The sequence below is a fragment of the Lysinibacillus sp. PWR01 genome (assembly GCF_043359455.1).
Lineage (GTDB): Bacteria > Bacillota > Bacilli > Bacillales_A > Planococcaceae > Lysinibacillus > Lysinibacillus fusiformis_F.
The window spans coordinates 18562-37985 of sequence record NZ_JBHERJ010000044.1; the positions used below are offsets into that span (position 1 = coordinate 18562).

General features: G+C 37.5%; 20 protein-coding genes and 1 pseudogene. 14 read left to right on the top strand and 7 right to left on the bottom strand.

Annotated features, from left to right (window positions below; genetic code table 11):
• The first annotated feature begins 205 nt into the window (after positions 1-205).
• Positions 206-1486: a histidine--tRNA ligase gene (locus tag ACEVFT_RS07045; RefSeq protein ID WP_393948981.1), complete on the top strand. Its 1281-nt coding sequence runs from the start codon at positions 206-208 to the stop codon at positions 1484-1486.
• A gap of 62 nt (positions 1487-1548) precedes the next feature.
• Here the strand turns inward: ACEVFT_RS07045 and ACEVFT_RS07050 are convergent, their stop codons facing one another.
• Both ACEVFT_RS07050 and ACEVFT_RS07055 read right to left on the bottom strand, forming a co-directional pair.
• Positions 1549-3171 (bottom strand): hypothetical protein, encoded by a 1623-nt coding sequence (locus ACEVFT_RS07050; protein WP_393948983.1) that lies wholly within the window; start codon positions 3169-3171, stop codon positions 1549-1551.
• The gene (locus ACEVFT_RS07055; protein ID WP_016992797.1) at positions 3168-3950 is read right to left on the bottom strand and encodes an ABC transporter ATP-binding protein; all 783 of its coding nucleotides are present in this window, start codon (positions 3948-3950) and stop codon (positions 3168-3170) included. Before ACEVFT_RS07055 ends, ACEVFT_RS07050 begins: the two co-directional genes overlap by 4 nt.
• A gap of 220 nt (positions 3951-4170) precedes the next feature.
• On the opposite strand from ACEVFT_RS07055, the gene ACEVFT_RS07060 reads away from it, so the two are divergent.
• Entirely contained in the window at positions 4171-4692 is a 522-nt protein-coding gene (locus tag ACEVFT_RS07060) for a GrpB family protein (protein ID WP_393948986.1), read from the top strand.
• 50 nt (positions 4693-4742) lie between these two features.
• Here the strand turns inward: ACEVFT_RS07060 and ACEVFT_RS07065 are convergent, their stop codons facing one another.
• Positions 4743-5954, bottom strand: a complete 1212-nt coding sequence (locus tag ACEVFT_RS07065) for a Zn-dependent hydrolase (protein ID WP_393948989.1) — start codon at positions 5952-5954, stop codon at positions 4743-4745.
• A 4-nt stretch (positions 5955-5958) separates the two neighbouring features.
• Positions 5959-6654: an L-2-amino-thiazoline-4-carboxylic acid hydrolase gene (locus ACEVFT_RS07070; RefSeq protein ID WP_016992791.1), complete on the bottom strand. Its 696-nt coding sequence runs from the start codon at positions 6652-6654 to the stop codon at positions 5959-5961.
• 136 nt (positions 6655-6790) lie between these two features.
• Here ACEVFT_RS07070 and ACEVFT_RS07075 point away from each other — a divergent pair, with 136 nt between their 5' ends.
• The 4 genes from ACEVFT_RS07075 (at position 6791) to ACEVFT_RS07090 (ending at position 11752) form a co-directional block, all read left to right on the top strand.
• Positions 6791-7672, top strand: a complete 882-nt coding sequence (locus ACEVFT_RS07075) for a LysR family transcriptional regulator (protein WP_205446082.1) — start codon at positions 6791-6793, stop codon at positions 7670-7672.
• An 86-nt stretch (positions 7673-7758) separates the two neighbouring features.
• Positions 7759-9198, top strand: a complete 1440-nt coding sequence (locus ACEVFT_RS07080; RefSeq protein ID WP_342441954.1) for a sodium/proline symporter — start codon at positions 7759-7761, stop codon at positions 9196-9198.
• Between the two features lie 192 nt (positions 9199-9390).
• Complete coding sequence (gene pdxR, locus ACEVFT_RS07085) at positions 9391-10839, top strand: MocR-like pyridoxine biosynthesis transcription factor PdxR (RefSeq protein ID WP_393948991.1); 1449 nt, start codon at positions 9391-9393, stop codon at positions 10837-10839.
• Between the two features lie 4 nt (positions 10840-10843).
• On the top strand, positions 10844-11752 hold the full coding sequence (locus tag ACEVFT_RS07090) for a D-alanine--D-alanine ligase (protein WP_393948994.1): 909 nt from the start codon (positions 10844-10846) through the stop codon (positions 11750-11752).
• Positions 11753-12175: 423 nt separating this feature from the next.
• Here ACEVFT_RS07090 and ACEVFT_RS07095 read toward each other — a convergent pair whose 3' ends face one another.
• Positions 12176-13015 (bottom strand): YitT family protein, encoded by an 840-nt coding sequence (locus tag ACEVFT_RS07095; RefSeq protein WP_393948996.1) that lies wholly within the window; start codon positions 13013-13015, stop codon positions 12176-12178.
• 221 nt (positions 13016-13236) lie between these two features.
• On the opposite strand from ACEVFT_RS07095, the pseudogene ACEVFT_RS07100 reads away from it, so the two are divergent.
• The 4 genes and pseudogenes from ACEVFT_RS07100 to ACEVFT_RS07115 form a co-directional block, all read left to right on the top strand.
• Positions 13237-13329 (top strand): annotated as a pseudogene (locus ACEVFT_RS07100) (ATP-binding cassette domain-containing protein); the annotation flags it as partial.
• Positions 13330-13556: 227 nt separating this feature from the next.
• Positions 13557-14000 (top strand): SRPBCC family protein, encoded by a 444-nt coding sequence (locus ACEVFT_RS07105; RefSeq protein ID WP_393948997.1) that lies wholly within the window; start codon positions 13557-13559, stop codon positions 13998-14000.
• 11 nt (positions 14001-14011) lie between these two features.
• Positions 14012-14563 (top strand): DUF4303 domain-containing protein, encoded by a 552-nt coding sequence (locus tag ACEVFT_RS07110; protein WP_393948999.1) that lies wholly within the window; start codon positions 14012-14014, stop codon positions 14561-14563.
• Positions 14564-14576: 13 nt separating this feature from the next.
• Positions 14577-15698 (top strand): serine hydrolase, encoded by a 1122-nt coding sequence (locus ACEVFT_RS07115; protein WP_393949002.1) that lies wholly within the window; start codon positions 14577-14579, stop codon positions 15696-15698.
• 31 nt (positions 15699-15729) lie between these two features.
• On the opposite strand, the gene ACEVFT_RS07120 is transcribed toward ACEVFT_RS07115, so the two are convergent.
• Positions 15730-16188, bottom strand: a complete 459-nt coding sequence (locus ACEVFT_RS07120) for an SMI1/KNR4 family protein (RefSeq protein WP_342441948.1) — start codon at positions 16186-16188, stop codon at positions 15730-15732.
• Between the two features lie 127 nt (positions 16189-16315).
• On the opposite strand from ACEVFT_RS07120, the gene ACEVFT_RS07125 reads away from it, so the two are divergent.
• Both ACEVFT_RS07125 and ACEVFT_RS07130 read left to right on the top strand, forming a co-directional pair.
• On the top strand, positions 16316-16843 hold the full coding sequence (locus ACEVFT_RS07125) for a cupin domain-containing protein (protein WP_393949005.1): 528 nt from the start codon (positions 16316-16318) through the stop codon (positions 16841-16843).
• Positions 16844-17446: 603 nt separating this feature from the next.
• Positions 17447-17866, top strand: coding sequence for an Rrf2 family transcriptional regulator (locus ACEVFT_RS07130; RefSeq protein ID WP_205446073.1), 420 nt, complete (start codon positions 17447-17449; stop codon positions 17864-17866).
• Positions 17867-17915: 49 nt separating this feature from the next.
• Here ACEVFT_RS07130 and ACEVFT_RS07135 read toward each other — a convergent pair whose 3' ends face one another.
• A complete protein-coding gene (locus ACEVFT_RS07135) occupies positions 17916-18320 on the bottom strand; it encodes a carboxymuconolactone decarboxylase family protein (RefSeq protein WP_393949006.1) in 405 nt (134 codons plus the stop codon).
• A 110-nt stretch (positions 18321-18430) separates the two neighbouring features.
• Here ACEVFT_RS07135 and ACEVFT_RS07140 point away from each other — a divergent pair, with 110 nt between their 5' ends.
• Positions 18431-18850: an Lrp/AsnC family transcriptional regulator gene (locus ACEVFT_RS07140; RefSeq protein WP_393949008.1), complete on the top strand. Its 420-nt coding sequence runs from the start codon at positions 18431-18433 to the stop codon at positions 18848-18850.
• A 15-nt stretch (positions 18851-18865) separates the two neighbouring features.
• Complete coding sequence (locus ACEVFT_RS07145; protein WP_393949010.1) at positions 18866-19390, top strand: GNAT family N-acetyltransferase; 525 nt, start codon at positions 18866-18868, stop codon at positions 19388-19390.
• Positions 19391-19424 lie beyond the last annotated feature (34 nt).

Here is a 19424-nt window from a genome sequence, read left to right on the forward strand (position 1 = left end):
ATTAAAGGGGGAATAAACATGGTCATTACTCTTGTCCAATCATTCACAACAAAACATCATCATCATCACTAGTCTTGCTATCTTTATTATCTTATTAATATTGAATAGGAAGACTATTTCTCATGTAATCGTATAAATAAAGCTGATTTGAAGCTTTATCGTTATACGGTTTTTTTATTGCTCAAAAAATGAGGAGGAGATTATGATGAAAAAAATGGACTATCAGAATGTTCGAGGAACACAAGATTATTTACCAGAGCAGGAGGCTACTCGTCGTGCGATACGCCGTACGTTAGAAGATACATTTATATCCTATGGCTGCAAGCCGTTAGAAACACCTATTCTTAACTATACAGAGTTGATGGCTTCTAAATATGCTGGTGGTGCTGAGATTTTACAGGAGATGTATACATTAACAGATCGAGGCGAGCGGGATTTAGCGTTACGCTATGATTTAACGATTCCATTTGCAAAGGTTGTAGCTATGAATCCAGCGATTGCTATGCCATTTAAACGATATGAGATTGGCAAAGTATTTCGAGATGGCCCCATTCAGGCTGGTCGTTTTCGCGAATTTACACAATGTGATGTAGATATTGTTGGGGTAGAATCACAGGCTGCTGAGGCGGAGCTAATGATGATGGCGATAGATGCCTTTGATCAGCTTAAACTTAAAATTAATCTCCAATATAATAATCGCAAGCTTTTAGTTGGTTTGCTGCAATTATTTGAGGTTGAACAGGATCAAATGAATCGAGTTATTTTAATTTTAGATAAGATTGAAAAAATAGACGAGAAAACAATGCTCGCAGAATTGCAGGCATTGGGGTTATTAGATAATAGCATTAATAAAATAAAGCGTTTTTTAGATGAACGTCCTCAAATAAGTATGGCGTATTTTGAAGGCTATGCGACCGAAAACAACTTTTTACAACAAGGTTTACAGGAATTAACGGAATTAACAGCTTATATAGAGGCACTTGGAATAAGTGGGCAATGTATTTTCAATCCATTTTTAGCGAGAGGACTTGAAATTTACACAGGAACAATTTATGAAATCTTTTTAGCTGATGGAACAATCCGATCAAGTATTGGTAGCGGGGGACGCTATGACAATGCAATTGGTGGCCTTTTAGAGACAAATCAAACCTATGCAACTGTTGGTATTTCATTTGGGTTAGATGTCATCTATACAGCTTTGGCGCTTTCAGGAAAAATAGATCAAAACGCTCCTAGTGTGGATATTTATATTATTCCTCTGGGAACAGAAAAGGAGGCACTAAAGCTGGCAACTGTATTACGGCGAGAAAAATATAAAATAGAAGTTGAGTTAAGTGGGAAAAAAGTGAAGAAGGCAATGGAAAAAGCCAATCGTGAAAACACACCAAAGGTCATTGTATTAGGAGAAAACGAGGTCAGTCAAAATATGTATAAAATAAAAGATATGAAAAGTGGTGAGGAAGAAATCGTTGCATTTACCTTTTAAACGCCATAGCATGGAAAAAACGGCTGATCCCACTCTATAATAGGATTTGAGCCGTTTTTTAGTTATTTTTCCAATTTAAAAACCAGTTTCCAAATCAAGATGTTGATGAAGAAAAACACAATGAAATATATAGTAGAGCCGTATGTTATCTGACTAGCTATTATATAGTGCAGCCCTACAAGTAAACCTAAAGGGAGCAATAACAAAAGAATCTTCCAGCCTTGCGCATCATTAACTTCATCATAGGGTTTGGTAAAAGGTAATTTGTTTGTCATCATGACGAAACAAAGGATGGTATACAAACAGCTTGTTACCAAAACAGCTAGTAAATCAGGGATAATTCGAATACCGTAAATATAGCTAAAGACTGTACTTAGTACTAAAAATAACGGAATATACAAATTGATTAAAAATGCCTTTAAGCTACCTTTTTGTAAATCTATATAGTCTTTAATCGGGAGCGTTTTATAAATCCAAGCAGCCTTATATTTAGCAGAGTGACCAAGCATAAGGACAGCGGATGGTATAATCATCATACTAAAGTAGATATTTAAATAGCCCATACTACTAGCATAATCGACTTCTTCCCCCCTGCTAAAAGTAAATATGAAAATAAAGGGGATAATAAATGAAAAACCTAAAGATGGATAGACCTTCAACTTAAACTCTCGTTCTTGCTTCATCATCAGAGTGGCGAAGCGATAGAAAGCTCGTTCTTCGTGTGTTCTGCACACAATGGTTAATAAAAACGACTTTAATCGATTGTTCTTTTCTTTTTTTGATTTACTTGTACTTAGCAATTTTTGGAGATTGCGTTCAAAGGTTGGTATGAGCTTGATATATATCCAAATCGAAATAATAGGTACAATCACTGCTAAGAGGGTATAAATGACTGTCAATAAGGATGTGTCACCATGCAGTATGAGTTCATAAGGAGCAGCGAACCACATCGGAATTAAGAAGAGGCTCCACCAATGAAACGACACTACCATATCTAAATTGACGAATTCAAAGGATCGAATAAGAACTTGATAGCCAATCATCAGCATTAGAGATAAAGCGATTTGTACATAATTAATCATATCCTTCAGCTTTTCGCCATCGAAGAATCGTAAAATGGCAATATATAAAATGGCTGTGATGGCAACTATAAATAAATTCATTAATAGAATCTCAAGACCTGTTAAAATAAAAAACACAATTCCTTGAGTAAAAAGGCTGACTATTAGTGGGATGGCTGTTAGGGCCAATGTTAAATAGGATAAATAAATAAAAATATGCATAAATTTTGCTGCATTGATTGTTTTAGCTGAAATCGGCTTAGTTGAAAGTATGCTTTTATCTCGTACATCTAAAAGCACAGAAGAAAAATCAGAAATCAATGAAGTCATAATCAAAAATATAATCATTGCAAAGGCAATGCTCATTTGAAATAGAAAATTTTGACCAAATCCCATAAGCGGGATGAGTATAAGACCGAATAACACATAAATCCATAGAGACTTAATATAACCGTACTTTTGATTGTCTTTCTTTTTGTTCTGATTAAATAGGGTTGGTACTTTCCGTTCATCCATCGTTAATTTTATATGGAGGATTCTTCTCATCATGTCATAATCAATACCCATTTTTACAAAAAGCCATCGGAATTTATCAAGCAATTGTAGCGTTTTGAAATCTGTCATAATCGTCCTCCTCGAACGACGGACACAAATTTTTCTCCGATTTCCTGATGTTCATGAAATCCTGTTAACTGGTTAAAAATTCTTTCTAATGTTCCTTCGGTATTATCTGCTTGTAATTGGGCAAATGTTCCGTCCGCTGCAATTTTTCCATCATACAGCAGAATGATACGGCTACTGATTTTTTCAACTACATCCATAATGTGAGATGAGTAAAATATAGTCTTTCCGTTGGCAGCTAGTTGCGTTAGGATTTCTTTAAAAATCATGACACTGTTTGCGTCTAGGCCATTGATTGGTTCATCTAAAAATAGCAGGTCTGGATTATGTATAAGGCTTGCAATAATTAGTAGTTTTTGACGCATGCCCTTAGAATAGGAAGAAATTCTAGAATGGTACGCTTCACCAACTCCAAACAGTTCCATTAGCGATTTGGATTTGTCAGCCGCCTCCTCTAGCTCTAATCCATATAGCTGCCCGATGAAGGTTAAATATTCATAGCCTGTTAAGTTATCATAAACATCAGCGATTTCAGGAACGTAACCAATTCGCCGTTTATAATCAATTTGGTCTTGCCTTATGCTTTTCCCAAAGAGCTTAATTTCGCCGCCATAATCACCTTCTAGGCCTAGAATAAGTTTTACAGTTGTACTTTTACCAGCGCCATTGGGGCCAATATAACCGATGATTTCACCTCTAGCTGCATGAAGGTCAATCCCCTTCAAGATTTCCTTGTTTCCATAACTCTTCGTTAAATTTGTAATCGTTAAAATTTCTTCCATTTTATAGCCCCTTTCAATTATTTAGAAAATTTAACCATAATTACACTATATCATATTAAAAGAGAGGATATTCTTTTTCCTGAAATGAAACCAGTTAAATCAAAAATAGAGAAATTTTGTTATATTAAAAGGAGATTGAAAAACGAAATAGATTTATTATTTTAAGGTAAATACGCATTATTTATAGTTGGTTTATTCCAAAAAGTGAGGTGAGCACCACTTGAAAAAAATTGAAGTGGTATTGTCAGAGTATGATGTGAATTGGGAAGAACAATTTTTATATGAGAAAAGAAGTATTCAAGAAGTTATTGGCCATGCAATATTAGGGATTGAGCACATCGGTAGCACATCTATCAAAGGTTTAAAGGCTAAGCCTATTATCGATATCCTTCTAGGCGTCCCAAGTATAGAAGTAGTCTCGGAACTAATAGAGGCGTTAAAAATTATTGGGTATGAATATGTTCCTAAACCGGAGCTAATGGAAAGAAGATTTTTTAGAAAAGGGCTATGGGGCCAAGGAACATGTCATTTACACATATGTGAATATAACAGTAGTGAATGGATTGACAAATGCCTGTTCCGAGATTATCTTCGATTAAATGCTCAAGCGGCGGATGAATATGAAACCTTAAAAGAACAGCTTGCTGATCACTTTCAGTATGATCGCCAAACCTATACCAAGAAAAAGGAACCGTTCATTCAAAAAATTATTGCTAAGGCGAAGAATAATGACTTTCTATAAAAGCCATTCTCAACAATATAGAGAATGGCTTTCTTCTATAATATAGTAGTCTATCTAGCAAGTTCGACAACGGTATCATAAAAAATATTAGTTGCTACAACAATATCTTCATCTGAACTGTATTCTAATGGATTATGACTAATGCCGTCCTTTGAGCGAACGAATAGCATCCCAATCGGGGCAATTTCAGCAAGATTCATTGCGTCATGCCCAGCACCACTTATGAGAGAATAAGGTCGTATACCTTGCTTTTCAATACTTGTAGTGAGTTGCTTTTGTAGTAAGGCGTCGGTTTTTGCAGGCTTAATGCGCTGCAATACTTTTGATGCCAATGAGACATGTCTTCGTTCAGCAATTTGTTGCAGCTGTTGCATAATTTCTTGTTCTAGTGCGCTTACTTTATTTTCGTCAATATCACGAAGATCAATCGAGAACGTGACTTTACCTGGTATAACGTTTGTCCCATTTGGAGAGACCGTTAGCTTACCAACCGTTGCAACGGAATCTGTTGTATTGTTTAATAGTTGCTCAATAGCTAAAATCATTTCGCTTGCTGCAGTTAGAGCATCCTGACGAATCGGCATAGGTGTGGCACCAGCATGTTCACTGACACCCGTTACGGTTACCTCTAGCCATAATGGGGCTGCAATACCTGTGACAACACCGACTGGTAGGTCTTCATTTTCTAACACTTTTCCTTGCTCGATATGCATTTCTAAATAAGCTTTAATATCATTACGCTGCACTTTTACTAAAGGGTAAGGTGATAAATCGAAATCCTTCATGGCTTCTTCAATGGAAATGCCAGCTTCATCTGAATGCTGTAACTGCTCCTCCGTTAAAAGACCAGCCATTGCACTACTGCCAAGGAGCCCGAAGCCAAATCTCGTTCCTTCCTCATCCTTAAAAGCGACAACTTGAATTTTTTTAGAGGGTAGCAACTGTTGCTCATGCATAGAATGTACCACTTCAATTGCTGCTAGCACCCCTAATGCTCCATCATATTTGCCGCCCTCTGGTACTGTATCGATGTGAGAACCCAGCATAATGGTTTCATTTCCTTCACCATATGTACCAATAAGGTTTCCAACTGCATCGATTGTGACATTCATTCCTGCTTGTTCCATATAAGTTGTGACTAACTCAATGGCCTGCTTTTCTTCTGGTGTGAACGAGAAGCGGTTAATGCCACCTGTCTTTTCATTGCGACCAATTTGACTTAAGTCTTGAAGATGCTGTACGAGCCTAACTCCATTAATCATGACATCACTCTTTCATTTGGAATTGGAAGTGGCACTGTCCTTCACGTAAAACAAATTGATCATGTACCACCTCTAGATTTTTATTGTACCCTTTGGCAATAGAGGGGTCGATGACTTTGCAATATAAAATGCCGTATTTACCCATATCATCATCTGCCCATTGTTGACCTAGTGGGCAATGAGTAAACGTTTGTTCTACCTCATTTTCTTTATAGACGGTTTCTATTTCAAATAAATCACTACGACCCATATCATAGTTTGTTAAATAATGCTCTACTGAATTTTCTAAGCCGTTTGTGCGTGCACGTTGAGCAATACCTTGGCCTCGTTTATGGCCAAAACGTTCTACTGCCCGCATAATCACTTGTTCACCAGCTTCTCCATATTCATCTACAATTGGCTTGGCAATTTGTGCAAACATTTTGGAAAAACGGGCGAACGTTGTTAAATCCGCAAATTTCTCTTCACCCTCGACACTTGATGGTAAATATTCAAAGAAAGTATGATTTTCGCCTTCTGCTGTTGCTTTTTTTGCCATTGCTTCAGCGTCTTTTAAACCAAAGGCCTCCAAGCCTTTTTGTACTAAACCCCGACCATGCTCTCCGTATTGCTCTGTAATGGAGAGATGTAATTCTGTAAACATTTTTGCGGTAATTATGTCCATAGATAAAGCCTTCATCATTAATTTTTCCTCTGCCATTTTATGAGCCCCCTCATCACAAATCATATTGATTTACTTGGATTTTATTTTTATTATAGAGGTGGCTAGTAATTTAAATCAAATGAATATTTACACAATCAAATATGAAAAAAAATCATAAAAGGGGCAGAATAGCATGGCTACATTAGCACAATATATTGCTTTCCATACACTTATCGATACAGGGAATTTTACAGAAACAGGCTTAAAGCTCAATCTCACACAGTCTTCAATCAGTCATACGATTAGTAATTTAGAGGCAGAATTAGGACTTTCTCTAATTATTCGAAACCGCAATAATATTGTTTTAACGAGTGAGGGGAGAATAGTTTACGAACACATATCAAAAATATTGCAGCAACAGCAGCAACTTGAAACCTCCGTGGCAAATTTAAAAAATCTCATTGGGGGTACGTTATCGGTTGGTATTCTACCAAGTGTTTCATTGGTATTATTACCAAAGGTTTTAGCGTACTTCGAAGAGTATCATCCAGACCTACAAATTCGTTTGATGGAGGGAGACTATGACCAAATCGAGGATTGGCTTCATAATGGCATAGTAGATATTGGCTTTTTAGTACAGCCAAATTCTAAACATCTTGTATTTGATGCAATTTTTGATGATGAGCTTGTTTGCATTATGGCACAGGAGCATCCATTGGCGAATGAAGAGACGCTTTATCTAGAGCAATTGCAGGATGAACGCTGGATTATGCCTAAACGTACGATTGATCGGGATGTATCAAAGATTTTGGCTAAACATAAAATCCATCCCAATGTGGTATATGAACTATCGGTTGACCAAGTTATTTTAACAATGGTCAATGAAAATTTAGGCATTTCCATTGTGCCGAATTCCCTTTTACTACATGCACCAAGTAAGCTGATTAGAAAAAAATTTTATCAAGCATATATTAGACAGGTTGGAATTGCACACAAACACAGTATTCATCTTTCTCCGGGGGCTTTAAAGTTTGTAGAAATATCGAAATACTTTGCATCCTTTTTACAAAATTAGTTATTGACAATTAAAAAAACCCGAACTATTATCTGATAAAACCAATTGGGATTGTTTAGATTAATCAGATGGAGGACTTTGGGTATATGCATACAATTGTTTATGTTGAAATATTTATCTATTTACTCGCTATGCTAGGAGTGGGTATATACTTCAGTAAAAAAGATTTATCACATAATGATTACTTTCTAGGGGGAAATAAACTACCTGGCTGGGCGTTAGCCTTTTCTGAACGTGCAACTGGTGAATCCGCCTATATGTTTTTAGGGGCTATTGGCTTTATTTATGTGGCTGGGCTGTCTGGAATTTGGATTTTATCTGGCATGCTTTTAGGCGTTGTTGCATCATGGCTATTTTTATCAAAACGCTTTATGACAGAGCAACAAAAATATAAGGTGAATAGCCTAACAGATTATATTGCGGTTAAATTTCCAAAGCACGCAGATATAATTCGTTGGTTAGCTTCTGTAGTAATGGTGTTATTCTTTGTTTGTTATTTAGCAGCTCAATTTTCCGGGATGGGTAAAACCATTTATTCATTCTCAGGACTTAACATTACGTGGGGAACAATTATTATTGGAGCAATAATAATTGCCTATTCATGTATGGGAGGATTTATGTCTGTTGTTTGGACAGATACCATCCAAAGTTTTTTAATGCTGATCTCGTTCGTTATTGTACCCATTGCAGCTTATATGGAAATTCAACATCAAGGTTTAAGCATTTCAACAGAGCTTGCACAAATGGGCAATGGCGCAGATAGTTGGATTGGAGGCTTAAATGGACTTGCCTTAGGGGCGATGTTATTTACAAATTTATCATGGTTCTTTGGCTGGCTTGGAGGACAACCTCAATTGAGCTCTCGTTTTATGGCTATTACGACTGAAAAAGAGCGAATTACTGGCCGTAATATGGCGATTATTTGGACACTAATTGTCTATGTGGGTGCCTTTTTATCTGCCATTTTTGCGTCCACTTTGTATAAACAAGGCTCTATTGAGGACCCTGAAATGATCTTGCCACATATGGTATTTGAAATTTTACCGCCTTGGATTGCAGGAATTATTGTGGCTGGTATTTTAGCAGCTATTATGTCAACGGCTTCGTCTCAATTGTTAGTAATCACAACATCGATAAGTGAGGACATCATTCATAAAACATTGCGTTGGAATATTTCCAGCAAAAAATTAGTTCACCTTTCGCGTCTAGTGGCTGTTATTAGTGGGATTGTGGGTATTATCATTTCACTCAAATCGGGTTCAGTGATTTATAGCTTAGTATCCTTTGCGTGGGCAGGGATTGGCAATACATTTTCTGTTGTTATCCTTCTAATATTTTTCTGGAAACGTGTTTCAGGCATTGGGGTCATTGCCACAATTATTGTAGGCTTTATTAGTGCGATTGCATGGTCTCTGTCACCTATGGAGGCCGTCGTGTCAGCCAAGGCAGCGACATTCTTTATTTGCTTAATTGTTGGAGTAGTCGTGTCTTTAGTATATCCTGATGAAAAAGGAAATACGGTCTAAAAAGTATTTTAAAATAATAAAAAACTCCTCTTTTGAAGATGCATTTCTCAAAAGAGGAGTTTTCTTTTTATGCTTATGACCATATTGAAATATGATAGAAGGAAGAGCAACCACTCTAACAGGAAATTACATAATGTGTGGACCTTTTTGGTCATCATGGTTTATGCAAAAATGAAGCAAGGGGGTTAGGAAGTGTTTAGTGATTTTAAGCTTATGGATGAACGACCAGTTTATGTACAATTGAAGGATTATGTTCAAGACATGATTGTCAAAGGGCATCTGTTGGAACATCAAAAGCTTCCATCTACCCGTGAACTTAGTAAGTTATTAGCGGTCAGTAGGAATACAGTGCTGAACGCATATGCCGAATTAGAGCTAGATGGCATCATCTATGCAGTGAAGGGAAAAGGGCATTTTATCGGAAAGGTTACTACATTGAAAGCCTCTTCTATTGAAATAGATTGGAAGCAAAGGCTAAATGAAGCAACTTTATTAGCAGATGAAATTGATTTAATACGGCAAGATATACACTGGCAAAAAGGCATGATTTCGTTTACTAGTATTGCTCCAGAAGAAAAGCTTTTTGATGTTGAAAATTTCAAAAGGGCGTTTCTCACAAGAATGTCCATTGAAGGAGATATTGTCTTGAACTATGGCTATGCCAAGGGGTATAAGCCTTTAATTGACTATCTTCTTAGCTATATGGAGATGAAAGGTGTAGACATTTCTAATAAAGATATTTTAATTACAAATGGTTTTACAGAGGGGCTAGATATTTTATTGTCCTCTTTAGCTAAAAAATCAGGGCGTGTACTATGTGAAAATCCTACACATCACGCAGCATTGAAGCTTTTCCGTTTACATGGGCTAGACATACATGGCGTCGATATGAAAGATGACGGGATTGATATGGATCAGGTGGAAAAAACGTTAGCAGATAAGGACTTTGATTTTGCCTATCTCATCCCGTCCTATCATAATCCAACAGGAATAGTCACTTCCTCGGAGAAAAGGAATGCTATTTTTCAACTTTTTTCCAAATATCAAATACCCATTGTAGAAGATGGTTTTAATGAGGAATTGAGGTATTCAAGCTCTCATTTGGCACCACTGATCGCTTTTAGTGGTATAGGTAATAACGTTGTCTATATTGGCAGCTTTTCTAAAATTCTTTTCCCTGGCTTACGTGTTGGTTGGATTTTAGCAGATAAGGCGTTAATTGATAGCTTAGAAAGCATGAAAAGAGCTCGAACGATTCATACATCGACACTGGATCAGGCAGTGTTATACCAATATTTACAGGATGGTTATTTTGAAAAATATCTGAAGAAAGCACGATTTGTTTACAAGAAAAAATATGAGCTTGCTCGACAAGCCTGTATGCAATACATTCCCTTTAGCAGGATAACAGGGGATGGAGGACTCCACCTCTTTATAGAGCTAAAAGAGGAAGTAGATGCACGTTTACTGCTGGAGAAGTGCTATGACAAGGGCGTGGTGTTTTATCCAGGAGATGTATTTTATACAAACGGGAGAGGCAGTAATACATTTCGTTTAGGTTTCTCTCGTTTAGCAGATGACGATATTGTTCGTGGTATTCAAATCATTGGTGATACATTGAAAACCGATATGAGGAGTTGAGAAAATGAAGGTTGGCGTAATTATGGGTGGTACTTCCTCTGAAAAGCAGGTTTCCATCATGACAGGTAAGGAAATGGTCACTCAATTAGATAAGCAAAAATACGAAGTTGTTGCCATTACATTAGATGATAACAAAGAGATAATTGACAAGGTGCGTGACATTGATGTGGCTTTGTTAGCACTTCATGGTAAGTTTGGAGAGGATGGTACGATTCAAGGGGTGCTAGAAACATTGGTTATTCCTTATACAGGAAGCGGTCTTCTAGCAAGTAGTTTGTGCATGGATAAAAATATGGCTAAAAAAATACTTCGATATGAAGGTGTTGCAACACCAGATTGGATACATCTCGTAAAGGGAGAGGAGCTGCCCTTACAGGATATAGAGCTTATTGGTTATCCGCTTGTCGTTAAACCAAATGCTGGTGGCTCTAGTGTAGGTGTCCACATTGTCCATGATCGGAGTGCCTTATTGACTGCTATTGCAGAGGTATTTAAGTGGGATAACGAAATTATTATTGAGCAGTATTTGATTGGTGACGAAATTACATGTCCAATCCTCAATGAGCAGCTATTGCCAGTCCTTTCAATCAAACATACGGCAGTGTTTTTTGACTACCAGGCAAAATATGATGATGCTTCTACAATAGAGGAACCTGTAGAACTCCCACTTGCGATTCATGATCGTGTGGCAAAAGCTGCGATGATCAGTTACAAGACTTTAAGATGCAGTGTCTATGCTAGAGTAGATATGTTGATTAAGGATGGGGTTCCTTATGTGCTGGAGGTTAATACATTGCCTGGCATGACACAAAATAGCCTCCTACCAAAAAGTGCCCTTGCTGCTGGAATCAGCTATTCAGCACTATTGGACAGCATTATCGAAAGCTCCTTACAGATTGATAGAAATAGGTAGATAGAAAAACAAAACCATTAATAGCATTTTTGCGAAAGGTGAAAATGGATCTCCGTGGCAGGGGACTCGCCTGTCTCGCGATCCCACGGGAGTCAAGTAGCCTTCCACTCCAACCCATAAAAATATTAACTTTTTAGCAAGGTTTTCAAATAAAGTGAAGGTGTTCACTACTGTTAGTATGAAAGAAAAGGAAAAGAACTTTTGCAGAATGGTTGATTGGAGTGGAGCCAGCGTCACAGAGGAGACCCTGGAGCGAACGGAAGTGAGTGAAGCGGCTCATCGGACGCTCCCTGGATAGGACGTTGGCGGAACGGAAATCAACCCCTAGCCTTGCCAAAAGGTCTTTTTCTGCCAGTGACATCATCTTTTTCAACAACATAAAACACCTTTTGTAAGTAATGACAAAAGGTGTTTTAGACTGCCTTATGATTTTGCTAGTTCAATAAAGCCTTCTCCGAAAACGTCCCTTACATCATGAATGGCAATAAAGGCGTCCTTGTCGACTTCTTTGACAATTTTTTTGAGCTTTACAACTTCTTGCTTACTAATGACGATATACAAAATTTCCTTTTGTTCCTTTGTATAATAGCCATGACCTGAAAGAACAGTAACTCCACGGTTCATATAAGCAGTTACTTGTCCAGCAATGTCTTCAGGTTTCTTAGAGATAATGGTAACGGCCTTTTTAGGGTTAACCCCTTCAATAACAAACTCCATTACCTTTGTACCAACATATAGCATGACGATCGTTAGCATTAATGCCTCCGCACCAATGATAAAATAAGACGAAAAAGCAACAATTAAATCGAAGAATAAAAGTCCATAGCTAATACTCCAGCCAAGATATTTGTTAGTGATTCTAGCTAAAATCGTAGAACCTGCTGTTGTACCACCAACTCTTATAATTAAGCCAATACCAACTCCAGCAAATACGCCACCAAAAATCGTATTGATGATAATTTCATCTGAGGAAATAGACCAAGTTTCTGTTAAATGTAAAAATAAAGAATGGAATGAGACCGCAATGATTGTGTAGATTGTTGTTTGTCTATTTAAAAATTTATAACCAACAATAAGTAAAGCTGCATTCATAACAAAGCTGACAATACTTGGCGACCATCCGAACAGATAATAAGCAATAATCGTTAAGCCTGTTACGCCCCCCTCACCTAAATCATTTGGAATAACAAATAAGTTAACTGCTAGGGCAAAAAGCAGTGATCCAAGCATAATCATTAAAATATCGATAACGTATTTCTTCATTCACATAACACCACCAATTCAAATTTTATTTTTTCTTAAATTCCATACTATATCAGGTTTTCACCAAATGGTATACTTTTTGGATGTTCATTTGTGATATATCGACAGTAATTAATATGTCTTTAGAGAGAATTTTTGAAACGTGACATATTATAGCTTCACTTTACATGTTCAAGAGAAGGTACTATTACTCGAGGTCAGCTTCCAAACCCCATTAGTAAAAAATTGCGCTTACGGGTAACAATGGTAGTGGTAAAAGTACATTACTACAACATATAGCCAATAATGGTGAGGGAATAGCCATTTCTCCAAAGGCTAAAATAGGTTATTTCCATTAGATGAGCTAATAGTTTACTGGAGAGGAAACAGTGCTGCAATTTTTAAAGAACCGCTCTGATGATAATAAAAAGATATATTAAGTGAGAAGGTGCGATTCCATTAGGAGAATCGCACCTTTTTTAGTGAATTTTTATTAGGAAGGAAGGTTAAGGGAGAATTTTGGCGAAGGTGTAGATAGACAATATGAAAAGGATGATGAACGATGATAAATACGGATGTGACGACGAAATTAAAAATCAATCAGCCAGCCCATAAAGTATTTGAAGCCATTATATCTCCTACTGAAATCGGGAATTATTGGTTTTCTAGCAGCTCTGAAAGATGGGGAGAGGGTAAAAGAATCACACTTAAATATGCTGAGTATCGTGCAGAGGGTGTGATCACCGTTCTTGAAATGGAGACGAATAAAAAAATTGTGTTTGTATGGGGAGAAGAGCATGGTGAAGTGACGATGGTTACCATCACATTTGAAGAATCACAAAGTGAAACAATTATTACTGTAGTAGAATCAGGGTTAAATGTACATGACCCAGAAATCGTGGCAAAAATGATGGGCCAAAAAGAGGGTTGGGTCTATACATTAACGTGCCTCAAAGGATATTTAGAAAATGGGATTAGCAATTTAAGAGCTTCTCTAATTCATTAAAAAGGTAAGATATGTCAGAGATCGATAGCATGGAGCAATTGGCAGATGTAATAGTTTGTGCTGCGAGAAAAACATTTCTGGATCTTTTTAAAAATGGTGAAAGTTATTATTACTGCACGTTATGCACTACTGGAGAAGGGCATGCCCCGAGCGTTTCAGCTTGGTCATGGGAAGCGCTGGAACGACAAGCTGCTAAACAAACTAACAGTAACATATCTGAAAGAGCATCCCTTATCAAATGGTCTTATGCAGATTCTCCCTATTATTGCTATGGAGAAGAAAATTTTTCGAATGTTCGGCAGTGCTTTAATAAGCGCCCTTACATCTATACTCTTGAAGGGGAAGCATGGCAGCAAGAACTGGCATTACGGCTAGCAGCAATGGAACTAGCCATGAAAAAGCTTGATGAAGAAGGACTATTCGCCTTGAATCAAACAAGGGATTCCGTATGCATACTTGTAGAAGTGATGCCACCAGAAGAAATAAACACCGAAATAGCATTACGATTAAATCACAAGTTGTCTACAGCACTACAGCAATGGTTGTTGGAAGCAGCCGAGTGATGGAGGGATGAATATGAAAAAGCTGTATTGGGTGATTGGCAGTATTTTGGTTTGTATAGGATTTGTATGTAGCATTATTTTTTGGAAGTTTCAAAAAGAAATCAAGAAGGACGATCCTGAATATATTGTGCAATTTATGAAGGAACATAAAGAGGATAAAAATATTTCCGTTGTCATTCAATATAATCAACAACATTGGGTGGAGCTAAACACCAAGGAACAGCTACCATTAGCAAGTACGGTTAAAATGATCGTTGCCATCGCCTATGCTCAACAAGCAGCAGATGGCCGTATTAATCCTCAAGAGCAGGTCCCACTAAAGGAGTTAGAGGCATTTTATATCCCTAAAACGGATGGCGGCGCACATGAAGCATGGTTAGCGCAGTTAAACCTTAAGGGGGCGGATCGTGTGCCTTTAAGTCAAGTCGCAAATGGCATGATTGCCTATAGCTCTAACGCAAATACGGAATATTTAATGCACGTACTAGGTTTTCAAACAATTAATGATGTGCTTACTCAGTTAAATGTAGAGGATCATGAACCTTTGTATCCAATTGTAAGTGCACTCCATATTCCCATTCACTTGATGGCGGAAAAAAATTTAACGAAAAAAGCAACATTAACGGCTATGCGAGAAATGGATATGGCTGAATATCGTGAGCGGGCAATGGCTATTCATGCGAATTGGATAGAGCATCCTTTGACAATTGAGGAGAAAGCAAAAGCACAAAAAATGCTCAATATGGATTTTCAAAGGATATGGTCAGACCGTTTAATAAGGGCCACAACAAATGATTACATCTCTATTTTAGAAAAATTGAATAATAAAAATTTCTTTAGTCCAGAGGTACATAAATATTTAGATCCCGTGTTGGAGCAATTAATGCAGAATCCTAGAAATCAAACATGGCTAAAACATGCTGGTCAAAAGGGAGGATCGACTGCATTTGTGTTAACACTAGCAGCCTATGCAGAAGATAAAGATAGAAATAAAACAGAAATAGCCTTTTTCGCTAATAACTTAAATACATTAGAGCAGATTAAACTCTCAAATAGTATGAATAGTTTTCAGTTAAAATTTCTTACAGATGATAAATTTCGTAAGCGTTTAAAAAAGGAATTTTCCGAGTTGTGAGTTGCCTCCATAAATAAGGCAACTCATGCTATTAACTACGTTCATCAATCAATTTTTCAAGAAATTCTGAGAAGGAAGAGGCATATTCATAGATCATGTCATTCATTAAGTCATAGCACATAACAGGAAATTCGCTGAGTTCATCTTTAGACGATCGATCAAAGAAGTACAATTCGTCAGCGTCTGGAACAAATAAATCTAATCTATTCGGATATTGTTTACACCAATCTTCATCAGCCAAGTTAAGACGATGGATATAGAGAATATCGTGATCATTGATGTCTCTGTATGCTGGTTGACCGATCGAGAGAATAGATCCACCATTCAGCTGCCCATTACCATAATTTTTTAACCACCAGCGATAGGATGGTGGTAAGTTGAATCCTAACTCTGCTTCAACTTCTACTATCCAATCATCTTCAGCACCGTGTCCAGGAAACCATTTAATCGCAGTAGTGCTTGCGAGTTTTTCTGCTAATCTAGCATACATGCCAACTACCTCCAGTCTATATTTAAATATTACTCAATTAAGAATTCAAAGTGCAAACTACATATGAGTACCTTCTTTCAATCAACTGCATACTATAGCGTTATCATGCATGAGAGGATTGAGATAAATGTATCACCCTTATTACGGTAATTATCAATCGTATAATTACGGTTATCAACCTGTTTATTGGGCCTATCCAAATCAGGTAGAACGAACGCCAAGAAGTAATATCCAGAATGATTTTGGACCAGGACCATTCGTTGTCGACATTGAAGAGGCTACAAAGCGCAATAAAAATTATCGTACAGCACTGTGGACAGGGTCAAACTTACAAGTAACGGTGATGAGTCTCAATGTTGGGGAAGATATTGGCTTAGAAGTACACCCTCACGTCGACCAATTCATTTGTATTGAGGAGGGGCATGGATTAACTCAAATGGGGCCAACTAGAGATTATTTAAACTATCAGAGACATGTCACAGAAGATACGGCTATCATGGTGCCTGCAGGAACATGGCATAATTTTACGAACACAGGGGATAAACCACTAAAGCTTTACACGATTTATGCGCCACCAAACCATCCATTTGGGACTGTGCATGTGACAAAGGCTGACGCTATGGCTGAAGAAACGGGCTATGGACAGCATGAATAATAGATCCTAAAAGAAAGCATGTTTTCATACAAAAACATGCTTTCTTAGTGTTGAAAAACAAAACAGTCAATTGAAAGGTAGAAATGGATTTCCGTTACAGGCTACTTGCTTTCCTGTGGGCGAGCGCCGAATCGCTTACTCCGCTACCGCTCCGCAGGGTTTCGCCTGTCTCGCTATCCCACGGGAGTCAAGTAGCCTTCTACTTCAACCCACTAACTTTTTAGCAAAGGTTTTCAAATAAAGTGAAGGTGCTCACTACTCTTTATGAAGAGGTGTTGTCACGCATCACTTCTCCACACTGAAAATAAGAGCTTATCCCCTCTAAGAATACAGATAATAGGCGATTTGATTATGAAAAAAAGTAAAGACACTTTGCAGAATGGTTGATTGGAGTGGAGCCAGCGTCACAGAGGAGCCCTGGAGCGAACGGAAGTGAGTGAAGCGGCTCATCGGACGCCCCCTGGAAAGGACGCTGGCGGAACGGAAATCAACCCCTCACCTTGCAAAGTTGCTTTTTCTGCCGTTGACATCATCTTTTTCCTTTAATTATGGTAGAATGTGTTTTAATTGCAGATAGTAAAGGTCCTGAATGAAGGGTGATGAATGATGAAGTATTCAAAAGCAACAAACTATGCTTTACATACAATGGTGTTTTTAACACGCAATCCTAAAGGGAAATCAATGAGTGTAGAGTCTTTAGCAGAAATACAAAAATTATCTCCAACCTATCTATCGAAAATATTAACAAAGCTAGTGAAGGCAGGTTTAATTGAGTCGAATCCAGGTGTTAACGGTGGTTACCGTATTTCTAAGCGCCCCCAAGAAATTTCGTTTTTAGAGGTGATATATGCGATTGAAGGACAAACCTCATTATTTAGTTGTTCCTCTGATCACGAAGATTCCTTCCATCATCAAGGCTGTCTCATTGAGCAAGTGATGGTAGATGCTGAGAATAATATGAAAGAAGAGCTTAGTAAGAAATTTATAATAGATATAGCTAATAAAATCGATTTAAAAGGATAGCATATTGAATTGAGTGAATCGGAACTAGGGTTTCTCCCCTAGCTCCTTATTATTTTAATTGCATAAGAGCACCAAAATATTGCTGTGCTGTCGTGAAGCAAATAAATGCTAGTAGCTCGCTAATCTCAGCTTCTGTTAAATAATCCTTTAAGACAGCCGTGACATTGGGGGCGGTGTGCCCCTTAGCAGCTAAGAATGCTTCCGCAAAACCTGTGCATACCGCCGTTTTCTCATCATAGTTCTGGGGATCAGGCTTGCCTTTTGCCTGACAATACTGACAGCCATTTTTTTGAGCTAAAGTTTTTCGAACCTCTTCTTTTAATGAAGCGGATAGATGCCCGTCTTTTTCTAGTACGTCTCCTAACTGCTGCCAGTGCAGCTGAATTCCCTTGTTGTAGCCTAATAATTGTTGAAAGGGTGTTAAGCCCTTGTCATATAATTGAATAAGTGTCATCAATCATTCCTCCTTCTATTAATTAGTGTAAAATGTTCATAACGAAGTTAACATATCAATTCGAAGGGAAATATGATTGTTTTCCTTCAAAAAGAAGGGGTATTTACAAAATGGATTTCATTAACGAAATGATACTTAAAGAATTAAAAGAAGATAGTCGAATTTCTATGAGCGAGCTAGGGAGAAGGGTTCACTTATCTGCACCAGCAGTTCGCGAAAGAATACGGCAATTAGAGGAACAGAACGTCATTAAGAGGTATACATTGGATATTAATAAAAAAGCATTGGGTTATCCAATTGACGCTATTGTTGAAGCGACAATCAAAAATAACCGCTATGCAGACTTTAAAGAACATCTGAAGGTTTATACAAATATAGACTTCTGTTATCGCATTTCAGGTGAGTCATGTTTTTTATTAAAGGGGCATTTTCAATCTTTTCCTGATGTAGAGCAGTTTATTGATGCATTACAGCCATATGCGCATACAAAAACTAACTTTATTTTTTCAGATATATGTGAAGACATATAAAGGAAGGAGATAGTTATGGAAATCAAATTATTTAAAGAGGAAATTGATGATTTAGTTCATTTATTAACGCAAAATAAATGGTTGTATCACACCAATCCATACATAAAAGAAGAGGCTGTTCGAGCCGCATACGCAGAAGGATACTATCAGAACAATCGTGAAACACATTGGATACTTGAAGATGGAGAAAAAGTTGGCGTGATCTTTATTCATGATATAAACGATACGATCCCTCTTTTTGATCTGCGCTTAGATGCAAATGTTCGAGGCAAAGGATACGGTGTCAAAGTGCTTCTTTGGCTACAAGAATACCTGTTTGGCGAAAGAGAGAAGATTCGCATTGAAGGCTATACAAGAGTTGATAATATCGGAATGCGAAAATGCTTTAGTAAAGCTGGCTTTGTGAAGGAAGGGTATTTAAGAAATGCTTGGGAAAATGAAGATGGTACCGTGACAGATAGTATTGTCTATGGTGCCATTAAAGATGATTGGGTAGTAGGGAAATCAACGCCAATAAAAATGGATGAAGTCCCATTTTAAAGTGTTTGAGAGGAATTTTAGCATGGAAAAGACG